Genomic DNA, 22,028 nt, shown 5'->3' on the forward strand with positions numbered 1-22,028 from the left:
GCTCAGCTGTTCGCGTCGGGGGCGGCTTCGCGGACCGTCCGGAGGATCTCGGGCAGCGCGGCGAGGAAGGTGTCGGCCTGCTCCTCGGTGAGCACCAGCGGCGGGACCAGCCGGACGGCGTCCGCGGTGGCGGCGTTGACCAGGAAGCCCGCCTCCTGGGCGGCGGCCTGGACCTTCCCGGCCACCGGCGCGGTCAGCACGATGCCCAGCAGCAGGCCCTTGCCCCGGACGTGGTCGACCAGCGGGTCGCCGATCGCCTCGATCCCGGTGCGCAGCCGCTCGCCGAGCTTGGCGGCGTGCTCCAGCAGGCCCTGCCGCTCGATGGTGTCCAGCACGGCGAGGCCGGCCGCGGCGACCACCGGGTTGCCGCCGAAGGTGGTGCCGTGGTGGCCGGGACCGAGCAGGTCGGCGGCCGGGCCGAAGGCGAGCACGGCGCCGATCGGCAGGCCGCCGCCGAGGCCCTTGGCGAGGGTGACGAGGTCGGGGTCGACGCCCTCGGTCGCCTGGTGGGCGTACCAGTGGCCGGTGCGGCCGATGCCGGTCTGGATCTCGTCCAGGACCAGCAGGGTGCCGGTGGCGCGGGTGATCTCGCGGGCCGCCTTCAGGTAGCCCTCGGGGAGCGGGATCGCGCCGTTCTCGCCCTGGATCGGCTCCAGGAAGACCGCGGCGGTGTCGGTGGTGACGGCCGCGCGCAGGGCCTCGACGTCGCCGAGCGGGACGTGGGTGACGTCGCCGGGCAGCGGCCGGAACGGGTCCTGCTTGCCGGGCTGGGCGGTGAGCGCGAGGGCGCCCATGGTGCGGCCGTGGAAGGCGCCCCGGAGCGAGACCAGGTGGGTGCGGCCGGTCAGCCGGGAGATCTTGAAGGCGGCCTCGTTGGCCTCGGTGCCGGAGTTGCAGAAGAACACCCGGCCCGGGCGGCCGTCCAGCTCGATCAGCTTCTCGGCCAGCCGGATGGTCGGCTCGGCCGTGAACAGGTTGGAGACGTGGCCCAGGGTGGTGATCTGCCCGGTCACCGCCTCGACGACCGCCGGGTGGGCGGTGCCCAGCGCGTTGACGGCGATGCCGCCGACCAGGTCGAGGTAGCGCTTGCCGTCGGCGTCCCACAGCAGCGGGCCCTCGCCGCGCACCAGCGGGATGCGCGGGGTGCCGTAGTTGTTCATCAGCGCGTGCCGGTAGCGCTCGATGATGGCGTCGTTGCTGCTCATGCCAGTCCCCCCAGTACGGTGCTCTCGTCGTCCGGCACGACCATGGTGCCGATGCCCTCGTCGGTGAAGATCTCCAGCAGCAGGCTGTGCTGGACGCGGCCGTCCAGGACGCGGGCGGTGCCCACGCCGGAGCGGACGGCGCGCAGGCAGCCCTCCATCTTGGGGAGCATGCCGGTGGCCAGGGTGGGGAGCATCTCCTCCAGCTCGCTGGCGCTCAGCTGGCTGATCACGTCGTCGGAGTCGGGCCAGTCCTTGTACAGGCCCTCGACGTCGGTGAGCACGACCAGCATCTCGGCGCCGAGCGCGACCGCCATGGCGGCGGCGGCGGTGTCGGCGTTGATGTTGTAGACGTGGCCGTCGGCGCCGCGGGCGATCGAGGAGATCACCGGGATGCGGCCGTCGGCGATCAGCGCCTTCACCGCGCCGGCCTCGATGTTGACGATGTCGCCGACCAGGCCGATGTCGACCTGCTCGCCGTCGACCACGGCGTAGCGCTTGGCGGCGGTCATGGTGTGGGCGTCCTCGCCGGTCATGCCGACGGCGAACGGGCCGTGCGTGTTGAGCAGGCCGACCAGTTCGCGCTGGACCTGCCCGGCGAGCACCATCCGGACCACGTCCATGGTCTCGGGGGTGGTGACGCGCAGGCCGGCGGTGAAGGAGGACTCCAGGCCGAGCTTCTCCAGCTGGGCGCTGATCTGCGGGCCGCCGCCGTGCACGACGACGGGGTGCAGTCCGGCGAACCGGAGGAAGACGACGTCCTGGGCGAACGCGGCCTTGAGGTCCTCGTCGACCATGGCGTTGCCGCCGAACTTGATGACCACGGTCTTGCCGTGGAAGCGCTCCAGCCAGGGCAGCGCCTCGATCAGGGTGCGGGCCTTGGGCAGGGCGGCGTTGCTGCGGGCCTGTTCGCCCTTGGGTGCGATCTGCATGGCGGTTGTCGGCCCCCGTGGGTCAGCTGGAGTAGGCGCTGTTCTCGTGCACGTACTCGGCGGTCAGGTCGTTGGTCCAGATGCTGGCCGAGGCCCGACCGGCCTTGAGGTCGGCGGTGATGACGACCTCGCGGTCCTTCATCGAGACCAGGTCGCGGTCCTCGCCGACGCCGCCGTCCCGGCAGACCCAGACGCCGTTGATGGCGACGTCCAGCCGGTCGGGGTCGAAGGCGGCGGAGGTGGTGCCGATCGCGGACAGCACCCGGCCCCAGTTGGGGTCCTCGCCGTGGATGGCGCACTTGAGCAGGTTGCTGCGGGAGACGGTGCGGGCGACGTCGACGGCCTCCTCCTCGGTGGCGGCGTTGACCACGTCGATCCGGATGTCCTTGGAGGCGCCCTCGGCGTCGCCGATCAGCTGGCGGGCCAGGTCGGCGCAGACGGTGCGCACGGCCTCGGCGAACTCGGCCTGCTCGGGGGCGACCGCGCAGGCGCCGGAGGCGAGCAGCAGCACGGTGTCGTTGGTGGACATGCAGCCGTCGGAGTCGACCCGGTCGAAGGTGGTGCGGGTGGCGTCGCGCAGCGCGGCGTCCAGTGCGGCGGAGTCGACCTCGGCGTCGGTGGTGAGCACGACCAGCATGGTGGCCAGGCCGGGGGCGAGCATGCCCGCGCCCTTGGCCATGCCGCCGACCGTCCAGCCGGCCGGGGCGGTGACCTGGGCGGTCTTGTGCACGGTGTCGGTGGTCTTGATGGCGATCGCGGCGCTCTCGCCGCCGGTCTCCGACAGGGCGGCGACGGCGAGTTCGACGCCGGGCAGCAGCTTGTCCATCGGCAGCCGGACGCCGATCAGGCCGGTCGAGCAGACCGCGACCTCGATCGCGCCGATCCCGAGTTCGGCGGCGACCTTCTCGGCGGTGGCGTGGGTGTCCTGGAAGCCTTCGGGGCCGGTGCAGGCGTTGGCGCCGCCGGAGTTGAGGACCACGGCCGCCAGCTCGCCGTCGTTCAGCACCTGGCGCGACCACTTGACCGGGGCGGCGTGCACCCGGTTGGAGGTGAACACGCCGGCGGCGGTGTGCCGCGGGCCGTCGTTGACGACCAGCGCGAGGTCCGGGGTGCCGGACGCCTTGATGCCCGCGGTGACGCCCGCCGCGCGGAAGCCCTTGGCCGCGGTGACGCCGGTGTTGCCGCCGGGCTGGCTCTGGGTGGTCACGGTGCGACTCCGTTCAGCGGGAGGCCGAGCTCCTCGGGGAGGCCGAGGGCGATGTTCATGCTCTGCACCGCGCCGCCCGCGGTGCCCTTCACCAGGTTGTCGATCGCGCTGATCGCGATGATCCGCCCGGCGTGCTCGTCCAGCACCACCTGCAGCACCGCCGCGTTCGACCCGTACACGGACGAGGTGTGCGGCCACTGGCCCTCGGGCAGCAGGTGGACGAACGGCTCGTCGCCGTACGCCTTCTCGTACGCGGCGCGCAGCTCGGCGCCGGTGGTGCCGGGCCTGGCCTTGGCCGAGCAGGTGGCGAGGATGCCGCGCGGCATCGGCGCCAGGGTGGGCGTGAAGGAGACGGTGACCGGCTCGCCCGCGAGCGGGGCCAGGTTCTGCGCCATCTCCGGGGTGTGCCGGTGGCCGCCGCCGACGCCGTACGGGCTCATCGAGCCCATCACCTCACTGCCCAGCAGGTGCGTCTTGGCGGCCTTGCCCGCGCCGGAGGTGCCGGACGCGGCGGTGATCACCGCCTCCGGCTCGGCCAGGCCCGCGGCGAACATCGGGTACATCGCCAGCGTGACGGCGGTCGGGTAGCAGCCCGGCACGGCGATCCGCCGGCTGCCGCGCAGCGCCTCGCGGTGGCCGGGCAGCTCGGGCAGGCCGTACGGCCACGTCCCGGCGTGCGGGGAGCCGTAGAACTGCTCCCAGTCGGCCGCCGACTTCAACCGGTGGTCGGCGCCCAGGTCGACCACCAGGACGTCCTCGCCGAGCTGGGCGGCGATCTCCGCGGACTGCCCGTGCGGCAGGCCGAGGAACACGATGTCGTGCCCGCCCAGCGTCTGGACGTCGGTCGGCTCCAGCACCCGGTCGGCCAGGCCGATCAGGTGCGGCTGCAGCGCGCCGAGCCGCCGGCCCGCGTTGGAACCGCCGGTCAGCGCCCCGATCTCCACCTCCGGGTGCGCCTGCAGCAGTCGCAGCACCTCACCGCCCGCGTACCCGCTCGCTCCGGCTACGGCTACTCGCAATACCATGGCATTCCCTCCTGAAACCCGGCATGAATATACGCAACCCAGCAAAATCATGCAAGGATGCGGCGGGCCCGAACCCTGTCGCACCCGCCCCCTGGGGTGCGCCCATGACCGATCTCGCCGTCGTGGCACGCCTGTTGGACGAAGACGACCTCCCGGTGCAGCGGCTGACCTGCCACCCCCGCCTCCCGCTGGCCGCCGGGACCGGCGCCGACGGCCGGTCGATCCGGGTATGGGACTGCTCGGGCGGGCGGCTGCGCACCCTCGCGTCGTTCCAGGTCGCGGCCGTCACCACCCCCCGGGGCGGCCCCGTCCCGCCCCCGGTCGCCTGGCACCCGCACGAGCCGCTGCTGGTGGTCGGCGACGGCGGCGCGCTGCGGCGCTGGACGCCCGACGGCCCGGCCGCCCCGCTGCCCGCCCGCACCGGCTACCGGCACCTGGCGTTCAGCCCCGACGGCCGCAGCCTGTGGGCCGCACCCTCCGGCGGCGGCGCGGAGACCTCGGACGTCCTCGACCCCGCCACCGGCGCCCCCGCCACCCGCTCCGCCCACTGGTGGGACACCGGTGTCGGCGTCCACCCCTCCGGCGGGCTCGTCGCCACCCTGGTCAGCGAGCAGGGCGGCACCCTCTGCCTGTTCGCCCGCTCCGGCGACGGCCCCGGCGGCGGGCCCGCCGCGATGCGACCGGTGCGGCGCGCCCTGGTCCTCGACGCCGACGGCTACGGCGCCCCGCTGTTCAGCGCCGACGGACGGCACGTCGCCCTCCGGGGCAACGCCTACGTCGACTCGCTGGACGTCTTCGCCTTCCCCTCGCTGCGCAGGGTCCTGCACGCGGTGCTCGGCACGGACGAGCAGTGGCACCGCCACGCCCTCGCCTTCGGCCCCCGCCCCGGCGCGCTGTGGATCGGCACCCCCGGCGGCACCCTGATCGAGCTGGACGCGGAGGCCCGGACGGCCGTCGAGCACCCCGGCCCGGGCGGTGCGGCCGTCACCGCGCTGGCCGCCACCGCGGCCGGCGAACTGCTGGCCGCCCGGGCCGACGGCGGACTCGCCCTCCTCTCGGCGGGCCCCGCGCCGACCGGCGCCGCCCCGGACGGAAGCCTCGCGGCCTTCCTCGCGGGCACCGAGGAGATCCCGGCGGACGGCGCGCCGGAGCCCCACCTCGTCCTCACCGACGGCCGCGGCACCTGGGACGCCGACAGCCTGGAGACGGTCACCGACGCCTCCCCCGCCGACCCCGGCTGGCTCCGGATCCAGGCCCACGTCAACCGGGCGAAGGCCCGGGAGAGCTGACACCCGGCCCGGTCGGTCGCGTGCGGGCCGGGCGGGGCGGGAGGATGAGTGAACTCCCCTCCGCAGTAAGTGATTTGACGATCGGTCAGCCGTGCGCGTCCGCGTCGGTGGAGGCGCGGACGACGAGTTGCGGGGGGAAGCGCTCGACGTTCTCGGCACGGTCGGCCGCCGGCCCCTGGAGGAGGGTGAGGGCGCGTTCGGCCATGTCGGCGAGCGGGTGGCGGATGGAGGTGATCGGGGGGTCGAGGAGTTCGAGCAGTTCGGTGTCGTCGAAGCCGGTGACGGCGATCTCGCCGGGGACGGAGACCGCCGAGCGCTGGAGGGTGCTGACCAGGCCGACGGCGAGGACGTCCGCGCCGCAGACGACGGCGTCGATCTCGGCGCGGCGTTCGGCGACGCGGCGCCCGGCGGTGCGGCCGGCGTCGGTGGTGAAGCTGGGCAGCAGGACGGTGGTGGCGTCGGCGCCGCGGGCGGCGGTGAAGGCGGCGAGGCGTTCCGCGCCGGAGGAGGACGCCTGGTCGGCGGCGACCAGGGCGATCCGGCGGCGTCCGAGGGCGTCGAGGTGGTCGAGGAGCAGGCGCATCGCGGCGGCGTTGTCGAGCGTGACGGCGACGGTGCCGGAGTCGTGCGCCCAGCGGTCGAACAGGACCACCGGGGCGCGCCCGGCGGCGGCCCGGACGGCGGCCCCGGAGGCGGCGGCGGAGACCGGGACGACCAGCAGCCCGTCCACCCGTCCGCTCAGCAGGGTCTCGATCTGCTCGGCCTCGATGGCCGGCGAGTTCGCCGCGTCGGAGACCACCAGCTGCCCGCCGGCCGCCCGGACCTGCTGGGCGATGGCGTCGGCGAGCTGGACGAAGTACGGGTTGGCGAGCGAGGGGACGACCACGCCGACGGTGCCGGTGGTGCCGGTGCGCAGCGCCCGCGCGGAGTGGTTGGTGCGGTAGCCGAGCCGCCGGGCGGCCTCCTCCACGCGGCGGGCGAGGTCGGGGTCGACGTTGCGCGGGGTGCCGGCCAGGACGCGCGAGGCGGTGGCGCGGGAGACGCCGGCGGCGGCGGCCACGTCGAGGAGTCGGGGCGCTGTCACGTGGGGGTCCTCCCCGGTCGGAGCGGTCGGAGCGGTTGAACGGCTGAGCGGTCGGAGCGGTCTTCGGCGGCGGCGCCGGTCCCGGAACGGTGCCCGCCGGACCTCGGAACGGCGGGTGGCGCCCCGGTGGACCCGAGTCGGCGCAATGCGCAGCACGAGGGTACTTGACGGCCCGTGAGCGCTGGTCCAGAGTGTGGGAGATCGATCTCCCGAGGAGTCCAGATGCCGTCCATCACCGTCGTCGGTTCGGTCAACCGCGACCTCGTCCTGACCGTCGAGGACCTGCCGCGGCCCGGCGAGACCGTGCTCGCGCGGGGCTTCGTCGAGGGCGTCGGCGGCAAGGGCGCCAACCAGGCCGTCGCGGCGGCCCGGCTCGGCTCGCAGGTGCGCCTGGTGGCCCGGGTCGGGGCGGACGCGGCGCCGATCCGGCGGGTGCTGGCCGCCGAGGGCGTGGACCTCGACGCGGTGCTCACCGCGCCGGACGCCGGCACCGGGATCGCCTCGGTGGTGGTCGACCGCGCGGGCGAGAACACCATCGTGGTCAACCCGGGCGCGAACGCCGTGCTCTCGGTCGAGGACCTGCCGCAGTGGCTGGCCCGCACGCCCGGCGAGGTGCTCCTGGTCCAGCACGAGGTGGCCGCCGAGGTGGTGGCCGCCGCCGTGCTGCGGGCCCGCGAGCAGGGCGGCACGGTCGTGCTCAACCCGGCCCCGGCCCGTCCGGTCGCCCCCGAGGTGCTGGCCGCCGTCGACGTCCTGGTCCCCAACCTGGGCGAGCTGGCCGCCCTGCTCGGCGCCGAGCCCGTCTCCGGACTGCCCGCCGCGCGCGAGCTGCTGGAGCGCGCCGCGCTGCCCTGCGGGGCGGTGGTGGTCACGCTCGGCGCGGACGGGGCGCTGATCAAGCGGCCGGGCCACCCCGGCAGCGTCCACCTGCCCGCCCCGGTGGTGGACGCCGTCGACACCGTCGGCGCCGGCGACACCTTCTGCGGCGCCCTCGCCGACGCGCTCGCCCGCGGCGCCGACCTGCCCACCGCCGCGGCCCGCGCCGTCCGGGCGGCCTCGCTGGCCGTCACCGGGCTCGGCGCCCAGTCCTCGATGCCCCGCGCGGCGCAGCTCGACTCCCCCGGGCCCGCCGCGTCCTGAACCGCCCGTGACGTCCCCGCGTCCCGAACCGCCCGCGACGTCCAGGCGTCCCGACCACCCCGCCGTACCGCTTCCCCCGCACCGCCTGTTCAACGGAGAACACCCATGCGCAGCCTCAAGCTCGGCCTGTTCGAGAACGCCCAGACCAACGCCAGCGGCACCGCCACCTGGCGGCACCCCGACAGCCGCCGCCACCTGTTCGACACCCTCGGCTACTGGCGCGAGGTCGCGCGGCTGTGCGAGGACGCCAAGCTGGACTTCCTGTTCCTGGCCGACGCCTGGGGCTGGTCGGAGATCGGCGGGGTGCGCCCGCCGATCGCCACCGAGGAGACGCTCGACCTGCCGCGGCTGGACCCGTTCGTGATCGCCTCGGCGCTGCTGGCCTCCACCACCGACCTGGGCCTGGTGGTGACCGGCTCGGTGCTGGTCGAGCCGCCGTACGCGTTCGCCCGCCGGCTGGCCACCCTGGACCAGCTCTCCGGCGGCCGACTGGGCTGGAACGTGGTGACCACCGGCACCGCCGACACCGCCGTGAAGGCGTTCGGGATGGACATGGTCGCGCACGACGACCGGTACGCGATGGCCGAGGACTTCCTCGACCTGGTCTACAAGTACTGGGAGGGCGCCTGGGAGCCGGACGCCCTGGAGAAGGACAAGGCCGGCCGGTTCGCCGACCCGGCGAAGGTGCACCAGGTCGCGCACGAGGGCCCGTACTTCCGCTCGCACGGCTACGGCAACACCGCCCGCTCCCCGCAGGGCACCCCGGTGCTGTTCCAGGCCGGCGCGTCCCCGGCGGGCCGCCGGGTCGGCGGGCGGCACGGCGAGTGCATGTTCGTCGGCAGCGGCAGCGTCGAGCAGTTGGCCGGCCACACCGAGGCGATCCGCGCGGAGGCCGTGCGGGCCGGGCGCGGGGCCGACGGGGTCAAGGTGATGTCGGCGTTCTCCTGCGTGGTCGGCGCGACCACCTCGGACGCCGAGCGCCGCTGGCAGCGCGTGCTGGACGCCCAGCGCCCGGAGGTCACCGTCGCCTCGTACGCGATGTTCACCGGCCTGGACCTGTCCTCGTACGCGCCGGACACCCCGATGACCGAGCTGTCCACCGAGATGTCGCAGACCCAGGTCGCCCGGTTCGCGGGGAAGACGGTCGGCGACGTGCTCGCCGACTGGCACACCCACGGCGTGGGCGCCCGCCCGGTGGTCGGCACCGCCGAGGAGATCGCCGACGAGCTCTGCGCCCTGGCGGAGGGCGCCGACCTGGACGGCTTCCTGCTCTCGCCGACCGTCCAGCCGGCCTCCACGGTCGAGTTCGTCGAGTCGGTGCTGCCGATCCTGCGCGAGCGCGGCGCGTTCCGCGGCGAGTACGCGGACGGCGAGTCGCTGCGCGAGCGCCTGACCGGCTCCGGCGACCGGGCGCTGCCCGCCAGTCACCCGGCCGCGCGGCACCGCCACTGACCCGCTTCCCCTCCTCCCCCTCCTCCTTTCCCCTCCCCCGCACCGCTTCAGGCCGCACGGGCACGACGCACCAGGCATGACGAGAGGACGGCGACGGTCATGGCCACCACCGACCGAAACCCCAGCATTTCTTCCGAGTTGGACGCGGGCGCGCTGCGGCGGGCGTTCGGGGCGTACCCGACCGGCGTGGTCGCGGTCGGTGCGCTGCGCGGCGGCGGGCCGGTCGGGTTCGCGGCCAGCTCCTTCGTGTCGATCTCGCTGGAGCCGCCGATGGTGGCGATCAGCGTGGCCCGCACCTCCACCACCTGGCCCCGGCTGGCCGGGGCCCCGGTGCTCGGCCTGAGCGTGCTCAGCCGCGGCCAGGGCGCGCTGTGCCGCAGGCTCGCCTCCCGGGCGGGCGACCGGTTCGACGGCACGCCCTGGCAGGCGACGGCCGACGGCGCGGTGCTGATCCACGACGCCGCGCTGTGGCTGACCGCCCGGGTCGGCCCGGCGTACGACGGCGGGGACCACGAGATCGTCCTGCTGGAACTGCTGAGCGCCGAACTGTTCCCGGGCGTGGAGCCGTTGGTCTTCCACACCAGCCAGTTCCGCGAGCTCACCCCGCATGCCTGAGCGGCGGCCGGCATCCCTGTCCGGCACCGTCGTCCACGGCGCCGGCCGGGGGCGGGGCCTGGGCCTCCCCACCGCGAACCTCTCCCCCGCGCCCGGCGCGGTCGTCCCGCCGCCCGCGATCTACAGCGGCTGGCTGACCCGCCCGTCGACCGGGGACGTGCACCGGGCGACGATCAGCATCGGCACCAACCCGACCTTCAGCGACTCGTCCGAGGTCCACGTCGAGGTGCACTGCCACGACGCCCCGGACGGCCTCGACCTGTACGGCGAACGGGTCGAGCTGTGGTTCGTCGCCCGGCTGCGCGACACCGAGAGGTTCGCCACCGTCGAGGACCTGCTGCGCGCCGCCCACGAGGACGTCCGCCGCTCGGCGGCCCTGCTCGCCACCGCACCCGCCCCCACCGCGGGTCCCCGCACCGCCACCCCCTGAACCCGGTCGGCCCCGCCGCTCCCCCGCTTCCCGGCGGGGCCGACCGTCCCCACCCCCTTCCGGCACGCACCCCCTCCCCCCACCACCTCGCTCCGAACGAACAAAGGTGTGAGTCATGAGCGCGTTCCACTGGCTGAACGAGCAGTTCGGCTTCTTCGGCCTCCCCGTCTACTGGTCCGACTTCCTGGGCAACATCCTGGCGCTCGCCACCGTCTGGCTGGCCCTGCGCCGGTCGCTGGTGGCCTGGCCGGTGCAGATCCTCGGCTCGGTGTTCCTGCTGATCGCCAGCCTGAACGTGCACCTCGGCGGCAACGCCGCCCGGCAGGTCGTGATCATCGTCTCGGCGTCCTGGGGCTGGGCGACCTGGAAGCGCAGCCGCGCGCAGGAGGGCACCATCAACGTCCGCTGGGCGAACTGGACCGAGCGCGCGGTGCTGGCCGCCGCGATGGTGCTCGGCACGCTCGCGTTCGGCGCGGTGCTCAACTGGCAGGACGCCTCGTTCTACCCGGGCGCGCCGCTGTGGATGGTGATGGCGGACGCGTGGATCTTCGTCGGCTCGATCATCGCGATGTACAGCCAGGCCCGCCGCTACGTGGAGTTCTGGTTCGTCTGGCTGGCGGTCGACCTGGTCGGCGTGCCGCTGGCGGTCCACTCGGAGCTGTACTTCTCCGGCATCGTCTACGCGATCTTCTTCGTCATGGTGGTGCTCGGCATCCGCGACTGGGCCTCCCGCAGCCGCCCGCAGGAGATCGCCTCCCCGCTGGAGCCCGCCGTCCTGATCGAAAGCCGCGAGGACACCCCCCGCTGACCCCGCCCCACCCCCACCCGGGCCGCCCCTCCCCCTCGAGGGCCGGCCCGGGTCGGCGCGTACGGGCAGGACGGGTGGTCCGGACGGCGGTTCCCCCACCCGCGCGTCCGCCCGCCCCTCCTCAGCCGCCGCCGAACGGCCCCTGCTGGCGTGCGATGGCCCGGACGAAGACCACTCCGTCGACCAGGCCCAGCGTCTCCGGGTCCAGCCCGAAGTAGGTGTGGTCGGCCGGGACTCGGGCCTTCACCGGTCCCGACTCGCGCAGGGCCGCCGTGAGGAGGGTCGGGTCGAGGACGGTGCGCGGGGCCGGGAGGGTGGTGAGGCGGCCTTCGAGGGTGTCGGGGGCGGGGTGGTCGTCGGGGGCGCGGTGGCCGAAGGTGGTGGCGAGGAAGGCGTAGCCGTCGCCGAGGCGGGATTCGAGGAGTGATCCGGCGCTCCACCAGCGGAGTTGGTGGTCGCCGAGCGGGATGCGGGCGGCCTCGCGCTGGAGGTGCCGGTTGTGGGCGAAGGCGAGGGTCGGTCCGCGGCGGGCCTCGCGGCGGAGGATCGCCTCGAGGTTGTCGGCGATCATCAGGCCGCGTTGCCGCATCAGGGAGTTGAGCCGGTCGGGCCCGCCCCCGGCGGTCGCGGCGTGGTAGCGGAGCAGGCCGGTCGCGGTGCGGGCGTCGAGTTCGGCCTGCCAGCGCGCGTCCTCGTCATCGTCGAACTGCGGGCGGTGCGCGGCCAGCAGGACGTTCAACTCGTCGGCGAGCAGGCGCAGTCGGACGGCGTCCTCGGTGCGGCCCACCGAGCGGGTCGGGTCGAGCGCGGCGGCGGGTTCGGTCCAGCGGTCGTCCGGCCCGCAGCGGCGCTGCAACTCCGCGCGGTCGGGCAGGAGTTCGCCGGGCAGTCGCGCGGCCAGGAAGTCGTGCAGCCGGAGGAGCGAAGGGCCGGGCGCGGCGGCCCCGGTGATCTCCAGCGGGCCGTCCGCCCCGTAGAACCTCAGCCGTTCGCCCTCCTCCGCCCCTTCGTTGAACTCCCGCATCCAGCGCACGAGTTCGCGGTTCCCGGCGAACTCACCGAACCCGTGGCCGAACCCCTCCCGCACCACGGTGTCCCAGTCGCCCGCCGCGCCGCCGACGTACGCGTCGACGGCGCGGGCGGCCAGGCAGTCGCTCTCGACCGCGATCGAGCGGTAGCCGTGGTCGGTGGCCAGGTGGCGGAAGAGTTCGTTGCGCAGGCCGAGGAACTCCTCGGCGCCGTGGGTGGGTTCGCCGAGGGCGAGCAGCCGGGTGCCGGCGGGGACGAGGGCGGCGAGGGAAGCGGCGGAGAAGGGGCGGGCGGCGTCCCCGAGCGAGACAGTCATGACTTCCACCGTATCGTTGAAGCCACGGTGTAGACTTTTCCGCTCTCAGCCCGGGAATCGAGCAGAAAACCCTCAACCACCATGCCGCTGCGCCCGATCGATCTCGCCCGCGAGCACGGCCTGTCCACCCAGGCGGTGCGCAACTACGAGGAGGCGGGCGTCCTGCCGCCCGCCGACCGCTCCGCGCACGGGTACCGGCGCTACGGCGAACGCCACGCGGCGGCGCTGCGCGCCTTCCTCGCCCTGCTCCCGGGGCACGGCCACCCGACCGCCACCGCGATCATGCGCGCCGCCAACGCGGGCGACCTGCCCGAGGCGCTGCGCCTGATCGACGGCAGCCACGCCCTGCTCGCCGAGGACCGCCGCACCCTGGACGCCGTCCGCACCGCCCTCGACCACCTGCCGCCCGAACCCGACGCTCCCGGCCAGCCGCCCGCCGCCGCGACCCGCATCGGACCGCTCGCCCACCGCCTCGGCCTGCGCCCGGCCACCCTCCGCGCCTGGGAGCGCGCGGGCCTGGTCACCCCGTCCCGGGACGCCCGCACCGGCTACCGCGTCTACCCGCCCGCGCAGGTCCGCGAACTGCTCCTCGCCGAACAACTCCGCCGCGGCGGCCACAGCCTGGCCCGCACCGCCGACCTCCTGCACCGCCTGCGCACGGCCGGCTCCCCGGACGCCGTCCGGCCCACCCTGACCGCCTGGCAGGACCGCCTCACCACCCGCGGCCGCGCCCTCCTCACCGGCGCGGCCGCCCTGCACGCCTACCTCGGGTCCCCGCCCTGACCCGGACCGGGGCGCCACCGGACCAGCGCACCGCCGGACCGCAGATCGCTCGAACTCGGCTACGCCCCGCCCCGGTTGGTCACCACGCCGTTCGACATGGTGAGCGGTACCGCCGAGCGGGCGAAGGCGTCCGGGTCGGCGGTGAGCGGGTCGAGGGCGAAGGCGGTGAGGTCGGCGCGCAGGCCGGGGGCGATGCGGCCGGTGTGGTCGGGTTCGCCGGCGGCGCGGGCCGCGTGGGTGGTGTAGCCCTCCAGGGCCATCAGCGGGGTGAGGGCCTGGCCGGGGTTGACGGGCGCGGTGTCGGTGCCGGCGTGGCGGCGCAGCCTGGCGTAGGCGAGGACGCCGCGCGGGTCGTGGTGGGCGATCGGCCAGTCGGAGCCGAGGGCGAGGGTGGCGCCGGTGTCGCGCAGGGTGCGGCAGATCCAGGCGCGGTCGGCGCGGTCGGGGCCGAGGCGGGTGGACCAGGCGTCGGTGTGGTCGGCCCGGGTGTACGCGGAGTGGGTGGGCTGCATGGAGGCGGGGACGCCCAACCGGGCGAAGCGGCGGGCCTGTTCGTCGCCGAGTGTCTCGATGTGCTCGATCCGGTGCCGGCCGCGGCCGTGCCCGGGCAGCGCGGCGACGGTGTCCAGGACGTGCCGCACGCCCGCGTCGCCGATCGCGTGCGTCGCGGTGCGCACCCCGTACGCGTCCAACTGCCGCACCACGTCGGTGTATTCGGCGGGGTCGAGCCACAGCCCGGCGGTGCCCTCGCCGTGGCAGTCGGGGCGCTCCAGCCAGGCCGAGCCGCCCTCCACCGTGCCGTCCACGAAGAGTTTGACGCCGCCGACCAGCCAGTTGCGTCCGGACTCGCCCTGGAGGGAGGCGAGTTCGCGCAGTCCCTCGGCGCCGGTGCCGGGCATGCACCAGGGGGCGATGCGCAGCCGCAGCGGCAGGTGGCGGGTGTCCTCGATGGCGCGGACGAGTTCCAGGATGTCGCCGCCGGCGTCCATCACGTGCGCCCCGGCGAGGCCGCCGGCGGCCATCGTCAGCAGCAGGTCGTGGAGGGCGTCGCGCCGCCGGTCCAGCGGGAGGCGGGGCAGGACGGCGGTGACCAGGTCCATCGCGGCGTGCTCGATCAGGTGGCCGGTGGGGGTGCCGTCGGGGTCGCAGACCACGGTGGCGCGCTGGGCGAAGGCGCGCGCTCCGGTGATGCCGGCGGCGCGCAGGGCGGCGCCGGTGGCGAGGGCGGAGTGGCCGTCGTAGAGCCGGACGAAGGCGGGGGTGTCGGGGCCGAGCACGTCCTCGATCACGGAGCGGTGGACGGGGTGGCCGCCGAAGGCGTTGTGGTCGAGGTTCCAGGCCAGCACCCAGCCGTCCAGGCGTTCGGCCCGGGCCAGTGCGGCGCGCAGGCCGTCCAGGTCGCGGACGGCGGACAGGTCGGCGCCGGTGGCGAGTTCGAGCCCGAACGCGGGGTGGCTGTGGCCGTCGACCAGCCCGGGGACGAGGACGGCGTCGCCGAGGTCGATCACCTCGGTGCCGGGGCCGCGCCAGTCGCGGGCGTCGGCGGCGGTGCCGACGGCGGCGATCAGCCCGTCCCGGACGGCGACGGCGCCCACCGGGGCGGCGGGGTCGGCGGCGCGGTGGCCGTCGTCGAGGGTGTGGACGGTGCGGGCGAGGACGATGGTGTCGGGCGACACGGTGAGCTCCTGGAACGAGGGGTCGGCGAGGGGTCGGCGAGAGGTCGGCGAGAACCGGTGAGGGGGTCTCGACAGCCGAGTGTGGGTCAGGCCGCGCCGCGCGCCGGGGAGTCGGCGGGCGACGGCGCGTCCCCGGCCGGTTCGGCGGCGAACGCGGCGTACACCCCGGGCCGGCGGGCCCGGGTGCGCAGCGCGTACAGGACGCCCGCGGCGAAGACGGCGGGGACGATCAGGATCAGGACGCGGTTGACGGTGTCGGACGCGCCGGTCAGCAGCCCGATGTGGTCGACCACCAGCCAGAGCGCGCCGGTCAGCAGCACGGCGGCGACGGCGGGCGCGACGACGGTGCGCAGCGCGCCCTCGCCGTGGCCGGGGCGGCGGCGGAACCAGCAGGGCACGGCGACGGCGGCGAGCAGTTGCAGCGCGACCAGGGCGAGCATGCCGGGGGTGTTCACCCACAGCAGCAGCTGGGTGTACGGGTCGGCCCCGGCGGCGGCGAACACCGCCACCACGACCAGGCCGAGCAGGCTCTGGGCGAGCCCGGAGACGTACGGGGAGCGGTGCCGGGGGTGGATCCGGCCGAGCGCGCGGGGCAGCAGGCCCTCCTCGGCGAGGGCGAGGCCGTAGCGGCTGGTGGCGTTGTGGAAGGCCAGCAGCGAGGCCAGGATGCTGGTGACGATCAGCACGTGCATCAGGTCGGCGGCCCAGGCCCCGACGTACCGGTCGATGGCGGTGAAGAACAGGCCGCCCGGGTCCTGGGCGGCGGCGGCGACCACCTCGGTGTCGCCGTACGCCTGGATGACGGTCCACACCACGAAGGCGTAGAACAGGCCGAGGAAGGCGACGGCCAGGTAGGTGGCGCGCGGGACGGTGCGGTCGGGGTCGCGGGCCTCGCGGCGGTAGATGACGGTGGACTCGAAGCCGGTGAACGCGGCGAAGGCCATCGCCAGGACGCCGGGCATGCCGCCGGTGAGCACGTGGCCGGGCGCGAAGGAGTGCAGGCTCAGCCCGTGCGCGCCGCCCTTGAGCAGCACGGCGGCGGCGAGCAGCACCAGGATGCCGGTCTCGGCGAGCAGCAGGACGCCGAGCAGCCGGGCGCCGAAGTCGACGGAGCGGAAACCGCCGTACCAGATCACGGCCAGGCCGATCAGGGCGGGCAGCAGCCAGGGGACGCGGTGCCCGGTGAGCGCCTGGACGGTGTCCCGGGTGGCGGAGCCGAGCAGGCCGAACACGCCGATGTTCATGCCGAGGTAGCCGAGCAGGGCGAGCAGCGCGGCGCCGAAGCCGGCGGGGCGGCCGAGGCCCCGGGTGATGTACGCGTAGAAGCCGCCGGCGTTGCGGACGTGCCGGCTCATGGTGGTGAAGCCGACCGCGAAGACGGCCAGCGTGACGCCCGCGGCGAGGTAGCCGGCCGGGGCGCCGGTGCCGCCGATCAGCAGGGCGAGCGGGGCGACGCCGGCCATCACGGTGAGCGGGGCGGCGGCGGAGACCACGAAGAAGGCGATGTCGGCGGTGCCGAGGCTGCCGCGGCGCAGCGTGGGCGCGTCACCGGGGGCGGTGGCGGTGCCCGGGGCGGTGGCGGCGCCCGGAACGGCGTGGGGGGTTTCGGTCATGGGGAGCCCTTCTGGCGGCCGGGTGGGGAGTCCGGCTGGTGGTCCCGACTGCGGACGACCATAAACCTAAAGGTTGATGGTTTCCGCACCCTAGCCCCGCGCACTACCCTCTGGGAAGACCCGGAATCCGAGGTCACGGCAGTGCGCGAGGACCAGGCGACGGAGGGGCGGCACCGGTGGGACGGCCCAGCAAGGCCCTGCTCGACCGCGAGCGGATCGGCGCGACGGCCCTCGCCCTGGTCGACGAGAGCGGCGATTTCAGCGTCCCGCAGATCGCCCGCCGGCTCGGCGTGCAGACCGCCTCCGTCTACCACCACGTGGACGGCCGGGCCGGGATCGTCGAACTGCTGCGCGTGCAGGTCTCCGCCGCGATCGACCTCTCCACCCTCGACCTGCGACCGTGGGACGCCGCGCTGGAGGCGTGGGCCCGCTCCTACCGCGCCGCGTTCGCCGCCCACCCGCGCACCGTCCTGCTGCTGACCACCAGCCAGGTGGCCGCCCCCGAGGTGCTCGACCAGTACGAGCGCGCCGTCGCCCTGCTGGTCGACAGCGGCTTCCCGCCGCCCGTCGTGATGCCGCTGCTGACCGCCGTGGAGAACGTGGTGCTCGGCTCCGTGCTCGACCTGGCCGCCCCCGAGACGGTCTGGGACCCGAACGCCGACACCCCCCGCCTCGCCGAGGCCCTGCGGGCCGCCGGCCCGGGGCGCACCGACGCCGCCTTCGACCTGGCCCTCACCGCCCTGCTGACCCGGGCCCGCACCCTGCTGCCGTGACATTCCGTCAGCACCACTTGTCACGACCCTACAAACTCACCGCATGCGACTCGGTCGCGCCCGGCAGCCGAACTTCCGCATCTCCCTTGGCAGAGTAGGCGGCATCGGATCACCCGGCCGACCGCCGGAGAACCCGATCATTGTGCTGCCATCACAACGGGAGTATCGCCATGCGCACCGCACACGACACCGTCGTGGTCTCCGGCCTCGGGGCCACCACCCCGCTCGGCGGAACCGCCCCGGCCACCTGGCAGGCCATGTGCGAGGGGCGCAACGGCATCCGCGCCCTCGACCGCCCCTGGGCCGCCGACCTGCCGATCCGGATCGCCGGGCAACTCGCCGTCGAGCCCGCCGCGGTCCTCGACCGGATCGAGGCCCGCCGCCTGGACCGCAGCGAGCAGCTCGCCCTGATCGCCGCCCGCGAGGCGTGGGCCGACGCCGGACGCCCCGCCGTCGACGGCGAGCGGCTCGCCGTGGTCATCGGCACCGGCACCGGCGGCGCGGTCACCATGCTCGACCAGGACGACGTCCTCGAACGCTCAGGCGTCCGCAAGGTCTCCCCGCACACCGTCCCCATGCTGATGGCCAACGGCCCCGCCGCCTGGGTCTCCATCGACCTGGGCGCCCGGGCCGGCGCCCACACCCCCGTCAGCGCGTGCGCCTCCGGCGCGGAGGCCGTCGCCCTCGGGCTCGACCTGATCCGCCTCGGCCGCGCCGACGTCGTCGTCGCCGGCGGCACCGAAGCCTGCCTGCACCCCCTCCCGCTGGCCGGCTTCGCCCAGGCCCGCGCCCACTCCCTGCGCAACGACGACCCCGAACGCGCCTCCCGCCCCTTCGACACCGGCCGCGACGGCTTCGTCATCGCCGAGGGCGCCGCGGTGCTCGTCCTCGAACGCGCCACCCTGCGCCCGGACGCCCGCCGCTACGCCGTCCTCGCCGGGGCCGCCGTCACCTCCGACGCCCACCACATCACCGCCGGCCACCCCGACGGCCAGACCCGCGCCGTCCGCCGCGCCCTCGCCGACGCCGGCCTGCCGCCCGAGGCCGTCGGCCTGGTGCACGCCCACGCCACCTCCACCCCCAAGGGCGACCTCACCGAGGCCGAGACGCTCGGCCGGGTCTTCGGCCCGCACCGCCCCGCCGTCACCGCCACCAAGTCCATGACCGGCCACCTGTTCGGCGCCGCCGGGGCCCTCGCCGCCCTCGCCGCCGCCTACGCCCTGCACCACCAGTACGCCCCCGCCGTCCGCAACCTCACCACCCCCGACCCGGGCCTGCCCCTGCGGCTGCTCACCACCCCCGGCCCGCTCCCGCACACCGCCGCCCTCACCAACGCCTTCGGCTTCGGCGGCCACAACGCGAGCCTGGTCCTCACCACCCCCTGACCCGCCCGCCCGCGACCTCCCCCCGGCCGCCCGCGTCCAGGGCCACCGCCAGCGCCGCCAGCTCCCCCGCCCGCAGCACCCGCCCGGTCGGGGGCAGCGGCACGTGCAGCGGCCCCAGCCAGGCGTCCGGGATCGCGTCCGCCCCGTACACCGCCCCCGCCAGCCCGCCGGTGACGGCCGCCGTGGTGTCGGTGTCGCCGCCGAGGTCGATCACCGCCCGCAGCGCGTCCGGGAAGCCGCCGGTCACCCGCAGCGCCCAGAGCGCCGAGCCCAGGCAGGCCCACACCGCCCCGTTGCTCTCGGTGGCCAGCTCCGGCCGCCAGTCCGGCGCGAGGACCCGCGCCCAGCGCTCCCGGTGCTCGGCCCGCACCGCCGCGAGCGTCCGCGGCACGGCCGCCAGCGGATCGCCGCCGTCCAGGGCGACCCGCAGCAGTTCGTGCAGGATCGCGGTGCCCTCCCAGGCCGCGCCGTCCCCGTGGGTGAGGGCGGTGATCCGGCGGGCCGCGGCCATCGTCGCCGCCCGCCCCTGCGGGGCGAACCACACCGCCCCGGTGACGGCCCGCATCAGCGCGCCGTTCCCGGCGGCCCGCCCCTCGGTCTGGAAGTGGACGGCGGCGGCGAGGTCCCAGGGCAGGCCGCCGCCGAGCACGATCTCGGTCTGGATGCCGATGTCCTTGGGGCCGCCCGCCGCCCACCCCCGGAACCGTTCGAACATGTCGGGCAGGTCGAGTCCCCCGGCCGCCAGCAGCGACTCGCCCAGGTGGACGGCCAGCTGGGTGTCGTCGGTGGCCTCGCCCGCGTCCCACCCGCCGCCGCCGCACATGGTGGCCGCGCCGGGGAAGCGCGCCCCGAACATCCCGGCCGGCCCGAACTCGAAGGGCGCGCCGAGCGCGTCCCCGACCGCCGAGCCGAGGACCGCCCCGACCACCCGTTCCCGCCGCTGCCGCACGTCCGCCCCACTCTCCGTCACCGGCCGGTGACCTGCTCGCCCTCCGCTAGCCTGGGGGCACGATGAACTGTTTCACCACCGCCTGGGGCGAGTTCGAGCTGGCCCGCTTCCCCGAGGACCCGCGCGAGCAGCTGCGCGCCTGGGACGCCGCCGACGAGTACCTGCTGCGCGACCTGGACGAGCGGGCGGTGCCGCTGGACGGGGCCGTCACCGTGCTCGGCGACCGCTGGGGCGCGCTCTGCACCGCGCTGGCCGCGAAGGGCGCCGCCGTCACCGCCGTCACGGACTCCCACCTCGCCTCCCGGGCGGTCGCCGCGAACCTGGCCCGCAACGGCCTCGACCCGGCCGCCGTCGAGGTCCGCAGCACCCAGGACGCCCCGCCGGAGCGGATCGACCTGCTGCTGGTGCGCGTCCCGAAGAGCCTCGCGCTGCTGGAGGACCAGCTGCACCGCCTCGCCCCGGCCGTGCACCCGGACACCCCGGTGCTGGGCACCGGCATGGTCACCGAGATCCACACCTCCACCCTGACCCTGTTCGAGCGGATCCTCGGCCCGACCCGCACCTCGCTCGCCGTCCGCAAGGCCCGCCTGATCCGCACCACCCCGGACCCCGCCCTCGCCCGCCCCGCCAACCCGTGGCCGCTGCGCTACCGGCTGCCGGACGGCATCGGCGTGCTCTCGGGGCGCCAGGTCGCCAACCAGTCGGGCGTGTTCTGCGCCGACCGCCTCGACATCGGCACCCGGTTCCTCCTCCAGCACCTGCCCGCCCCGGCCGGCGCCCCGCGCCGGGTCGTCGACCTGGGCTGCGGCAACGGCGTCCTGGGCACCGCCGCCGCCCTCGCCGACCCGGACGCCGAACTCCTCTTCGTCGACGAGTCGTTCCAGGCCGTGGCCTCCGCCGAGGAGACCTTCCGCACCAACCTCGGCCCGGAGCGCCGCGCCGACTTCCTGGTCGCCGACGCCCTCGCCGACCTCCCGGACGCCTCCGCCGACCTGGTCCTGCTGAACCCGCCGTTCCACTCCCACCAGGCCACCACCGACGCCGTCGCCCGCCGGATGTTCACCGGCGCCCGCCGCGTCCTGCGCCCGGGCGGCGAACTGCGCGTGGTCGGCAACCGCCACCTGGGCTACCACGTCACGCTGCGCCGCCTGTTCGGCAACTGCCGCACCGTGGCGGGCAGTCCGAAGTTCGTCGTGCTGAGCACCGTCCGCCGCTGAGCCCGGCCCCCGCCGCCCCGGCCCTCCCCTGCCGGACGCGCCGTCCGCGCCGTGCTCTAGGGTGAGCGCCGTTTCGCCGTGGGACATCGCCGTGGACGCCCCGCGGCCGAGCACCACCGGCCAGGGGAGGCCACACCATGGACACCGCACACCCCGCCCCGGGAGCCGACGCTCCCGAGGCGGCGTCACCGACCTGCTTCCGGCACGCCGGACGGGAGTCGTACGTCCGCTGCACCCGCTGCGACCGGCACGTCTGCCCGGACTGCCGGCGCGAGGCCGCGGTCGGTTACCAGTGCGTGGAGTGCGTCAAGTCCGGCCACCAGGGCGTCCGCCGGGCCCGGACGGCGTTCGGCGGGCGGATCACCACCCGCCCGTACGCGACGCTCGTGCTGATCGCGCTGAACGTGGCCGCGTACCTGGTGGAGCTGGTCCGGCCGGAGACGGTCGACCGGTTCGCGATGCTCGGCTCCGGCGTGCTGGCGCCGTCCGCGGGCACCGACCCGGCCACGTACGTGCCGCACCTGTCGGGCGTGGCGCACGGCGAGTGGTACCGGCTGATCACCCACGCGTTCCTGCACCTGGAGCCGACCGCGTGGCCGATGGGCGTGCTGCACATCGTGTTCAACATGTACTGGCTGTGGACGCTGGGCCGGGTGGTCGAGGAGCGCCTCGGCGTGCTGCGCTTCCTCGCGCTCTACCTGCTGTCCGCGCTGGGCAGCGCCGCGCTGGAGTACCTGTTCGCGCCGCACACCCTGACCCTGGGCGCGTCCGGCGCGGTCTTCGGCCTGGCCGGCGGCTACTGGGTGCTCAGCCGCCGCCAGGGCTACGACCCGCTCGGCGGCAGCCAGTTGCTGGTGACCTTCGTGGTGTGGATGGTGCTGTCGGCGGGCTTCTCGTCCTGGCAGGGCCACCTGGGCGGCCTGCTCGCCGGCCTGGCCGCCGGGGCCGGCCTCGGCTACGCGCCGCGGGAGCAGCGCGGGTTGGTCCAGACGATCAACCTGAGCGCGGTGCTCTCCCTGGTGGTGGTCGTGACGGTGATCGCCACCGACCGACTGGTCCACCTTTTCTGACGGACCGTCACCGGCTTCTCTCCCCGCCCGATC

20 protein-coding genes are annotated in these 22,028 nt (G+C 75.4%); 11 read left to right on the forward strand and 9 right to left on the reverse strand.

Going from position 1 to position 22,028, the window contains the following annotated elements:
- Positions 1-2: 2 nt before the first annotated feature.
- The 4 genes from ACIP60_RS28985 to argC are packed head-to-tail and all read right to left on the reverse strand — an operon-like array spanning position 3 to position 4,366.
- Positions 3-1,205, reverse strand: a complete 1,203-nt coding sequence (locus ACIP60_RS28985) for an acetylornithine transaminase (RefSeq protein WP_400689653.1) — start codon at positions 1,203-1,205, stop codon at positions 3-5.
- Entirely contained in the window at positions 1,202-2,134 is a 933-nt protein-coding gene (gene argB / locus ACIP60_RS28990) for an acetylglutamate kinase (RefSeq protein WP_400689656.1), read from the reverse strand. The genes ACIP60_RS28985 and argB overlap by 4 nt, the downstream gene beginning before the upstream one ends.
- A 22-nt stretch (positions 2,135-2,156) precedes the next feature.
- The gene (gene argJ / locus ACIP60_RS28995) at positions 2,157-3,341 is read right to left on the reverse strand and encodes a bifunctional glutamate N-acetyltransferase/amino-acid acetyltransferase ArgJ (protein ID WP_400689659.1); all 1,185 of its coding nucleotides are present in this window, start codon (positions 3,339-3,341) and stop codon (positions 2,157-2,159) included.
- On the reverse strand, positions 3,338-4,366 hold the full coding sequence (gene argC / locus ACIP60_RS29000; protein ID WP_400689662.1) for an N-acetyl-gamma-glutamyl-phosphate reductase: 1,029 nt from the start codon (positions 4,364-4,366) through the stop codon (positions 3,338-3,340). The genes argJ and argC overlap by 4 nt, the downstream gene beginning before the upstream one ends.
- A 104-nt stretch (positions 4,367-4,470) precedes the next feature.
- Here argC and ACIP60_RS29005 point away from each other — a divergent pair, with 104 nt between their 5' ends.
- Entirely contained in the window at positions 4,471-5,655 is a 1,185-nt protein-coding gene (locus ACIP60_RS29005; protein WP_400689665.1) for a hypothetical protein, read from the forward strand.
- A gap of 85 nt (positions 5,656-5,740) precedes the next feature.
- On the opposite strand, the gene ACIP60_RS29010 is transcribed toward ACIP60_RS29005, so the two are convergent.
- Positions 5,741-6,739: a LacI family DNA-binding transcriptional regulator gene (locus tag ACIP60_RS29010; RefSeq protein ID WP_400689668.1), complete on the reverse strand. Its 999-nt coding sequence runs from the start codon at positions 6,737-6,739 to the stop codon at positions 5,741-5,743.
- Between the two features lie 222 nt (positions 6,740-6,961).
- On the opposite strand from ACIP60_RS29010, the gene ACIP60_RS29015 reads away from it, so the two are divergent.
- From ACIP60_RS29015 to ACIP60_RS29035, 5 genes are all read left to right on the forward strand, one after another.
- Positions 6,962-7,879 (forward strand): ribokinase, encoded by a 918-nt coding sequence (locus ACIP60_RS29015; RefSeq protein WP_400689671.1) that lies wholly within the window; start codon positions 6,962-6,964, stop codon positions 7,877-7,879.
- A gap of 105 nt (positions 7,880-7,984) precedes the next feature.
- Positions 7,985-9,331 (forward strand): NtaA/DmoA family FMN-dependent monooxygenase, encoded by a 1,347-nt coding sequence (locus tag ACIP60_RS29020; RefSeq protein WP_400689674.1) that lies wholly within the window; start codon positions 7,985-7,987, stop codon positions 9,329-9,331.
- Between the two features lie 99 nt (positions 9,332-9,430).
- Complete coding sequence (locus ACIP60_RS29025; protein ID WP_400689677.1) at positions 9,431-9,946, forward strand: flavin reductase family protein; 516 nt, start codon at positions 9,431-9,433, stop codon at positions 9,944-9,946.
- Positions 9,939-10,376 (forward strand): riboflavin kinase, encoded by a 438-nt coding sequence (locus tag ACIP60_RS29030; protein WP_400689680.1) that lies wholly within the window; start codon positions 9,939-9,941, stop codon positions 10,374-10,376. The genes ACIP60_RS29025 and ACIP60_RS29030 overlap by 8 nt, the downstream gene beginning before the upstream one ends.
- 115 nt (positions 10,377-10,491) lie before the next feature.
- On the forward strand, positions 10,492-11,184 hold the full coding sequence (locus ACIP60_RS29035) for a nicotinamide riboside transporter PnuC (RefSeq protein ID WP_400689683.1): 693 nt from the start codon (positions 10,492-10,494) through the stop codon (positions 11,182-11,184).
- A 121-nt stretch (positions 11,185-11,305) separates the two neighbouring features.
- On the opposite strand, the gene ACIP60_RS29040 is transcribed toward ACIP60_RS29035, so the two are convergent.
- Complete coding sequence (locus ACIP60_RS29040; protein ID WP_400689686.1) at positions 11,306-12,529, reverse strand: erythromycin esterase family protein; 1,224 nt, start codon at positions 12,527-12,529, stop codon at positions 11,306-11,308.
- A gap of 81 nt (positions 12,530-12,610) precedes the next feature.
- Here ACIP60_RS29040 and ACIP60_RS29045 point away from each other — a divergent pair, with 81 nt between their 5' ends.
- Positions 12,611-13,312, forward strand: a complete 702-nt coding sequence (locus ACIP60_RS29045) for a MerR family transcriptional regulator (RefSeq protein WP_400689689.1) — start codon at positions 12,611-12,613, stop codon at positions 13,310-13,312.
- 59 nt (positions 13,313-13,371) lie between these two features.
- Here the strand turns inward: ACIP60_RS29045 and ACIP60_RS29050 are convergent, their stop codons facing one another.
- Together ACIP60_RS29050 and ACIP60_RS29055 are read right to left on the reverse strand one after the other, a co-directional pair.
- Positions 13,372-14,988, reverse strand: coding sequence for an amidohydrolase (locus ACIP60_RS29050; RefSeq protein ID WP_400689692.1), 1,617 nt, complete (start codon positions 14,986-14,988; stop codon positions 13,372-13,374).
- Positions 14,989-15,074: 86 nt separating this feature from the next.
- On the reverse strand, positions 15,075-16,601 hold the full coding sequence (locus tag ACIP60_RS29055; RefSeq protein ID WP_400689694.1) for an APC family permease: 1,527 nt from the start codon (positions 16,599-16,601) through the stop codon (positions 15,075-15,077).
- Positions 16,602-16,777: 176 nt separating this feature from the next.
- Between ACIP60_RS29055 and ACIP60_RS29060 the strand changes: the two genes are divergently transcribed.
- Together ACIP60_RS29060 and ACIP60_RS29065 are read left to right on the forward strand one after the other, a co-directional pair.
- The gene (locus ACIP60_RS29060) at positions 16,778-17,374 is read left to right on the forward strand and encodes a TetR/AcrR family transcriptional regulator (protein WP_400689696.1); all 597 of its coding nucleotides are present in this window, start codon (positions 16,778-16,780) and stop codon (positions 17,372-17,374) included.
- Positions 17,375-17,544: 170 nt separating this feature from the next.
- Complete coding sequence (locus ACIP60_RS29065; RefSeq protein WP_400689699.1) at positions 17,545-18,759, forward strand: beta-ketoacyl-[acyl-carrier-protein] synthase family protein; 1,215 nt, start codon at positions 17,545-17,547, stop codon at positions 18,757-18,759.
- Here the strand turns inward: ACIP60_RS29065 and ACIP60_RS29070 are convergent.
- Positions 18,746-19,729, reverse strand: coding sequence for an ADP-ribosylglycohydrolase family protein (locus tag ACIP60_RS29070; protein ID WP_400689702.1), 984 nt, complete (start codon positions 19,727-19,729; stop codon positions 18,746-18,748). The genes ACIP60_RS29065 and ACIP60_RS29070 overlap by 14 nt on opposite strands.
- Positions 19,730-19,770: 41 nt before the next feature.
- Here ACIP60_RS29070 and ACIP60_RS29075 point away from each other — a divergent pair, with 41 nt between their 5' ends.
- Complete coding sequence (locus ACIP60_RS29075; protein ID WP_400689705.1) at positions 19,771-20,925, forward strand: methyltransferase; 1,155 nt, start codon at positions 19,771-19,773, stop codon at positions 20,923-20,925.
- A 137-nt stretch (positions 20,926-21,062) separates the two neighbouring features.
- Entirely contained in the window at positions 21,063-21,995 is a 933-nt protein-coding gene (locus tag ACIP60_RS29080; RefSeq protein WP_400689708.1) for a rhomboid family intramembrane serine protease, read from the forward strand.
- Positions 21,996-22,028: the final 33 nt, after the last annotated feature.

Origin of the sequence: Kitasatospora sp. NPDC088783 (genome assembly GCF_044750705.1) — a bacterium.
Classification (GTDB): Bacteria; Actinomycetota; Actinomycetes; order Streptomycetales; family Streptomycetaceae; genus Kitasatospora; species Kitasatospora fiedleri.